The sequence below is a fragment of the Rhizobium sp. P1_E1 genome (assembly GCF_056406015.1).
On record NZ_JBFUAY010000252.1, the window covers coordinates 1 to 5,770 of the forward strand.

6 protein-coding genes are annotated in these 5,770 nt (G+C 62.6%); all 6 read left to right on the forward strand.

The genetic code is table 11. The features are described 5' to 3' along the window. The first annotated feature begins 80 nt into the window (after positions 1-80). The gene (locus AC1D1Z_RS33060; RefSeq protein WP_131647046.1) at positions 81-1,664 is read left to right on the forward strand and encodes a gamma-glutamyltransferase family protein; all 1,584 of its coding nucleotides are present in this window, start codon (positions 81-83) and stop codon (positions 1,662-1,664) included. Between the two features lie 636 nt (positions 1,665-2,300). After that, complete coding sequence (locus AC1D1Z_RS33065) at positions 2,301-2,567, forward strand: acylphosphatase (protein WP_197728295.1); 267 nt, start codon at positions 2,301-2,303, stop codon at positions 2,565-2,567. Positions 2,568-2,722: 155 nt separating this feature from the next. Further along, positions 2,723-3,373 carry a Rieske 2Fe-2S domain-containing protein gene (locus AC1D1Z_RS33070; RefSeq protein ID WP_131647014.1) on the forward strand — a complete coding sequence of 217 codons (651 nt, stop codon included), beginning with the start codon at positions 2,723-2,725 and terminating at the stop codon, positions 3,371-3,373. Next, the gene (locus tag AC1D1Z_RS33075; RefSeq protein WP_131647013.1) at positions 3,370-4,215 is read left to right on the forward strand and encodes an aromatic ring-hydroxylating oxygenase subunit alpha; all 846 of its coding nucleotides are present in this window, start codon (positions 3,370-3,372) and stop codon (positions 4,213-4,215) included. Before AC1D1Z_RS33070 ends, AC1D1Z_RS33075 begins: the two co-directional genes overlap by 4 nt. Further along, positions 4,212-4,871 carry a glutathione S-transferase family protein gene (locus tag AC1D1Z_RS33080; RefSeq protein ID WP_131647012.1) on the forward strand — a complete coding sequence of 220 codons (660 nt, stop codon included), beginning with the start codon at positions 4,212-4,214 and terminating at the stop codon, positions 4,869-4,871. Before AC1D1Z_RS33075 ends, AC1D1Z_RS33080 begins: the two co-directional genes overlap by 4 nt. Position 4,872: 1 nt before the next feature. Further along, the coding region (locus AC1D1Z_RS33085) for an amidohydrolase family protein (RefSeq protein WP_477853078.1) at positions 4,873-5,770 on the forward strand (898 nt) is incomplete at its 3' end.

Consider the following 5,770-nt stretch of genomic DNA (forward strand, 5'->3'; position numbering starts at 1 on the left):
GACCATAGACTCAGCGGAATTCGAGCGCGATGACAGGGATAGACCGGGATCCGACGATGCAGGCAACTGGACGTGGCGGCATGGTGACGAGTCCGCATGCGCTGGCGAGCGAGGCGGGCGCGGCAATCCTGCGGGCCGGCGGCAATGCGCTGGAAGCTGCGATCGCCATCGGCAGCACGATCGCTGTCGTCTATCCGCATTTCTGCGGGCTTGGCGGCGATTCCGTCTGGATTGTTGCCGATCGCAGCGGGCGGAAGACATGTTTTCTCGGCATCGGCCAGGCGGCGCGGAAATTGCCGGATTTCGACGGAAACATTCCGCTGCGCGGACCGCTTTCGGCGTTGACCTCGGCCTGCGCGGTTGATGCGTGGCGGCACGCGCATGACTATTCCGCGCGGCACTGGGGCGGTAAGATCGACTTTCCTGTCTTGCTTGCTGATGCGATCCGCCACGCGGGAAAGGGGTTTTCCATCACGCGCTCGCAGAGCTTCTGGCTTGCCTTCCGGCGGGCGGAAGCGGCCGGCTGGCCGGGTTTTGCCGCGCTTTTCATGGCGGATGGCGCGGCGCCGGAAACAGGCAGCCTGTTCCAGCAGGCGAATTTGGCGCGGTCGCTTTCGCTGATTGCCCGCGATGGGCCACGTTCATTCTACGAGGGCGAACTGGCCGCAAAGATCGCGGCAGGGCTGCAGGCTGTGGGCTCTCCACTGACCAGTGCCGATCTTGCGGCGACCCGAACGCGCGAGGTCGCGCCCATCAGTCTTTCCTATCGGGGATTTGAGCTGCTTGCGCCGCCGCCGCCGACACAGGGGCTCACGACACTGGCGATTATGGGGATTCTCGCCCATTTTGACATTGCCGCCCATAAGGCCGGCAGCGCAGACCATCTGCATCTCTGCGTCGAAGCTGTCAAACGCGCTTTTCTCGATCGCCACAGCATTGCCGATCCCGATGTCGCACCGCAGCCGGTAGGGGAATGGCTAAGCACGCAGCACCTTGCGCAGGCGGCGGCCTCTATCGATCCCGTGCGGGCGCTTGAATGGCCGGCGCCCTTTCGCAGCAGCGACACCGTGTTCTTCGCCGTAACGGATGCCGTGGGCGGCAGCGTCAGCGTCTTGCAGAGTACTTATTTCGACTGGGGCAGCGGCGTGGTTGTCGGCGATACGGGTATTCTCTGGCAGAACCGCGGGGCGGCCTTTTCGCCCGATCCCAAGCATGTCAATGGCATCGCCCCCGGCAAGCGTCCTTTCTACACGTTGAACCCCGGCCTCGGCCTGCGCAACAGCAGGCCGGCCCTGCTTTATGGCACGCAAGGCGCCGACGGCCAGCCGCAGACACTGGCGATGCTGCTGACCCGGCTGATCGACTTTGACGAGGAACCGGCAGCAGCGCTGGCCGGTCCGCGCTTTCTTCTCGGCAAGACATTTTCCGATAGCCGCGACAGCCTGAAGCTGGAAAGCGACGTGGGTGAAACAGTGCTTGCCGAACTGGCCGCTCGAGGCCACGTCCTGTCTCCGATCGAAGCGCGGAGCCCGCTCGCGGGACAGGCTGGCGTGATTGCCATCGATGAGAGCGGAATGGCGACCGGCGCGCATGATCCACGTGGCGAGGGCTTGGCGATCGGAATCTCTTCCGTCGCCGACCGAAGCCGACTCCAGTGTGAGTGAGCGCTGCAAGACGTGTGTCGCGATGGCGATGCCGGCGACGATCAACGGGGATTGATTTCAGGCCAGACGCTCCAGGCGGCTGCGAACCAGCCAACTTCGCGGGCGGAAAGTCACGGCTTTTGTCGCAATGCTGACTGGCAGGCGCTGAAGTGACGGGCAACAGCCTCGGCGTGAGCCACAACTCGACGCGCGCGGCTAGGCTGCGCCATGGGTGCAACCCCTGCAGTGTTACCTCCACTGTGTTGCGTCGCCGGCGGTGCAGCCGCGGGGTGGCGAAGAATCGGCAAAGATGTCTATGAGTCTGGCGCAGCCCCAACTGCTGTTCGGCCAGGCATGGAATTGTTGAGCGCGATGCCAATCTCATCATCGGGGCTGTCGGTGGTGGTAACAGCGATACCAGCGGAAGCCGGTCAGAACGACGGCCGCAATCGTTTCCGTAAGCAGCCGGCGAACCAGCTTTTTCACGATATTCGTTTAAATACAAACTTCGCGGTCTCACAAGTCGAAGCTGTCAGGCCTACCTCCGAGGACTTTTGCAAAAGAAACCCCGACGCCATATCCTCGCCTTGACGATGCCCCTTCGCCAAGGTCATTCAGGCGCCAAGGTGTAGCAGAGCAAGGACGGGGATCCTTATGATGGGACAAGATACAACTCACTTCCAGGAGCGGATGACGATTGTCGGTGATCTCAAGGCTGCTTCCTTTGTCCCCTGGATCCGGCGCCATGCCGCCAAGCTAGGCCTCTCGCACACCATATCTCATACGAGTTCCATGCGGATCGAACTTGAGGTTGCTGGGCCGGAGGAACTGATCGACATGATGGAGATGGGATGCTCTCTCGGGCCCATCGACGTATGGGTCGAGAGGATAGATCGCGCGGCGATCAGCGGCGAAAGGACCTAGTATCGGGCTGCGGCGTATTTCCATCGTGCATATTATTTACTCAATGTTGCCAATGCGAAATAATTATGCAAACCTGATAAGGTTGAGCGGAATTGCCGCGATGCCGAGGTGAAGCGTGCTCGACAAGCATATGATTTTGTTTGGGAACTCTAGTCATGCCATCCGCTACGACCGGCTTTTGGACGCCAGTCGCCCTTTCCTGGGATTTGCCGGCCGGAACCGTAATGCCGGCACGGACGGCAGCCGGATCGATTGCCCTGTGGCGCAGCGCTTCGGGGCGCATATCGGCATCGGCGGATCGCTGTCCGCATCGTGGCATGCGCCTATCTCACGGCTTCGTGCGCGGCGAGACGCTTTCTTGCATCTATCACGGTTGGAGCTACGGACAGGCCGGAAACTGTCTCCGCATTCCGGCCCATCCGGGGCTGACGCCACCGGAAACCATCCGCGTCGCCACCCATGACGTCGAGGAAACAGATAACGTGATCTGGGTGGCTGTGGGTACGCCCGCTTCGAAGCCGCCGAAGCTTGATGGCTTCACTCCCTTGCGTTCGCTGACGGCGTTCGCCGGCATCGCGGCGATCGAGGCGGCGGCCGGTGCGAAGGCGAACCCTGACGGTCTTGTCGAGATCGAAGCATCCACCGGGGCCGTCTGTCTGTTATTATCCGCTTGGGAAGACGGACAGACGCTGATCCATGTGCTGCTGAAGGCTGACACCGGCCCCGCGGCGGGCATCGATGCTTCACGGGCGGCCGAGAGCTTGCGCCGCCAGGCTGAAGGTCTTCAGAGGGAGATCGCGCAATGACCATGCAGGCGATGATCGACGAATGGTATCCAGTCGGGCTTTTCAGCCAGCTCGACAGCGCCGGCCGCACAACGGCGCTGATGGGCGAGCCGATCGAAGTGGCGCGCGATGCCGATGGCAATGCGAAGGTGACGGGCGGAGACGGCCGCGTTCTGCCGGTGCGTGTGCGTTACGGTCATGTCTGGTCCTCCCTCGGCGAGCCCAAGAAGGAACTTTTCCCCATTCCCGAGGCCGATCAGCCCGGTCGCCGCTTCGTCGATGTCGGCGTGGTGCGGGTGCGCTGCTCGCCCCTGCGCGCCGTCGAGAACTTTCTCGACATCGCCCATTTCCCCTTCGTCCACACCGACATTCTCGGCGCAGAGCCGCACACCGAGGTCCAGAACTACAAGGTCGAGATCCGCGAGGAAGAAGACGAGGTCTGGGCAACGCAGGTGAAATTCTACCAGCCGCAGGCCGCCAAGTCGGCAAGCGGCGGGATCACCACGGAATACATGTACCGCGTGCCGGCGCCCACCTGCTCCGTGCTTTACAAGACCTGCCCGCCGCGCCCGAGTGAATGGGATGTCATCACGCTCTTCGTGCAGCCACTGGCTGAGGACATCTGCGACGTCTGGCCATGGATGGCGCTCTTCGACGACGAAACCGCGATGACCGATCTCATCCATTTCCAGCAGACGATCTTTCTGCAGGACCGTTCGATCCTCGAAAACCAGATCCCGCGGCTGTTGCCGCTCGACCCCGGCATGGAAATCCCGACGCGGGCCGATCTGACATCGATCGCTTACCGGCGCTGGCTGAAGCGCCACAATTATACCTACGGCGCACAGTTGGTGGCGCAATGAAGCTCTACGACTACATTCTCTCGCCCAGTTGCTACAAGGTGCGCCTGATGGCGGCGCTGATCGGCGTGAAGCTTGACCTGCGCCCGGTGGATTTCCATCCCGGCGCCGAGCATCGCGGCCCCGAGCTGCTTGTGCTCAACCCGGCAGGCTCCATTCCGATCATGGAAGATGGCGATCTGATCCTGACGGAATCGTCGGCGATCCTCGTTTATCTCGCCGCCAAGGCAGCACCCGAGTGGCTCGGCAGCGGTAAAGCCGAGGAAGCGGCGCGCGTGCAGCAATGGCTGTCCTTCTCAGGCCGGCTGACGGCAAGCCTCGGGGCAGCGCGACTCCATGAGATGCTGCTGCGGCCGGGCGATATCGGCGCGCTGCGGGCCCAGGGCATCGCCGCCCTTCGCGAGCTTGAAGCCGGGCTTGTCGAGCAGGGCCTTCGCGGTATGCGTTTCCTCGCCGCCGACCGGCCGACAATTGCCGACATCGCCTGCTTTCCCTATGTGGCGCTGGCTCCCGATGGCGGCGTCACGCTGGATGCTTATCCTGCGATCCGGCTCTGGTCCCGGGCACTCCGCGCCCTCGACAGGTTTATCGAGATGCCGGGTATTCACCGGCTGCACGAGTTGAAGCCCGAACCTCAAATCGAACCGGGCGAGGCGTGAGATGGCTGGATATCTCCTGAAGAACTGCGCAGCCGTGATTGTCTACGAGGGCAAGGGACCGGTCGTTCATCGCAATGTCGATCTTCTGACCAGCGGTCCGGCGATCCTGGCGATCGGCGAAAATCTGGGGGCGGACGCACTGCCTGCCGGCACGACCGTTGAGGATGCTGCCGGCTGGTTCGTCTATCCGGGCCTCGTCAACACCCATCATCACTTCTTCCAGTGCTTCGTGCGCAACCGCGCCGATCTCGACTGGACGAAGCTTTCGGTCATCGAGTGGCTCGACCGCATCTACCCGATCTTTTCGCAGCTCAACGAGGAATGTTTTTACCACTCCTCCGTCACGGCGATGGCCGAGATGATCAAGCACGGCTGCACCACGGCCTTCGACCACCAGTACAATTTCCCCCGGCACGCCGGAAAGCGGTTGATCGACCGCCAGTTCGAGGCGGCCGAACTGCTCGGCATACGTTTCCATGCCGGTCGCGGCGGCAATACCCTGCCGAAGTCGGAAGGCTCGACCATTCCCGACGAAATGCTGGAAACGACCGACGAATTCATCGCCGACTGCGCCCGCCTGATCGAGACCTACCACGATACCGGCCGCTTCAGCATGCGCCAGGTCGTGGTCGCGCCCTGCCAGCCGGTCAATTGCTACCGCGAGACCTTCGTGGAATCGGTGGCATTGGCGCGCGATCGCGGCGTCATGATGCATACCCATGTCGGGGAAGGCGAGAGCCCGGTCATTCAGGCTCGCCACGGCATGCGCACGGTCGACTATCTGGAAGAACTCGGCTTTGCCGGGCCCGACGCCTTCTATGCCCATTGCTGGGAACTGACCCACGACGAACTCAGGAAGATGGCGGCCAGCGGCACCGGTGTGGCGCACTGCCCGGAAC

Excerpts from the sequence above, each read along its gene's own strand:
- AC1D1Z_RS33080 (WP_131647012.1), top strand. The coding sequence starts at position 4,212 with ATGAAGCTCTACGACTACATTCTCTCGCCCAGTTGCTACAAGGTGCGC.
- AC1D1Z_RS33065 (WP_197728295.1), top strand. The coding sequence starts at position 2,301 with ATGGGACAAGATACAACTCACTTCCAGGAGCGGATGACGATTGTCGGT.
- AC1D1Z_RS33075 (WP_131647013.1), top strand. The coding sequence starts at position 3,370 with ATGACCATGCAGGCGATGATCGACGAATGGTATCCAGTCGGGCTTTTC.
- AC1D1Z_RS33060 (WP_131647046.1), top strand. The coding sequence starts at position 81 with ATGGTGACGAGTCCGCATGCGCTGGCGAGCGAGGCGGGCGCGGCAATC.
- AC1D1Z_RS33070 (WP_131647014.1), top strand. The coding sequence starts at position 2,723 with ATGCCATCCGCTACGACCGGCTTTTGGACGCCAGTCGCCCTTTCCTGG.